Origin of the sequence: Saccharothrix sp. ST-888 (genome assembly GCF_000955975.1) — a bacterium.
Lineage (GTDB): Bacteria > Actinomycetota > Actinomycetes > Streptomycetales > Streptomycetaceae > Kitasatospora.
Genome location: NZ_JYJF01000989.1, coordinates 1 through 301, shown reverse-complemented (window position 1 = coordinate 301; position 301 = coordinate 1). Strand labels below are relative to the sequence as shown.

General features: G+C 79.1%; 1 protein-coding gene. It reads right to left on the bottom strand.

Annotation, left to right across the window (positions count from 1 at the left end):
* The coding region (locus UK12_RS40775; protein ID WP_156179177.1) for a hypothetical protein at positions 1 to 247 on the bottom strand (247 nt) is incomplete at its 3' end.
* Between the last annotated feature and the right edge of the window lie 54 nt (positions 248 to 301).

The following is a 301-nucleotide window of genomic DNA, read 5'->3' as shown; positions in this document are numbered from 1 at the left end:
GGGCCCGCACCGGCTTCTCGGCCACCGGCTCGGCGGCGGGCGCCTCGGTGCCGGGGGTCTCCCCGGCGGACGGCTGGGTGGGGGTCTCGGCAGGCAGTAAGGGCTCGGCGGTCTCGGCGGCCGCGCCCTGCGGCGCACCGGCCGGGCGGGGCACCGCCCGGCGACGACGGCGCCGAGGCACGGCGGAGCCGTCGGCCTCGGAACTCCCCGTTGCGGCAGACTGCTGCGGTTCGGTGTTATCGAGCATTCGGGTGGAGCTCCCGTCACGCCCTCGGCCCCCGCCTCCGTGCACGTCCCGGCC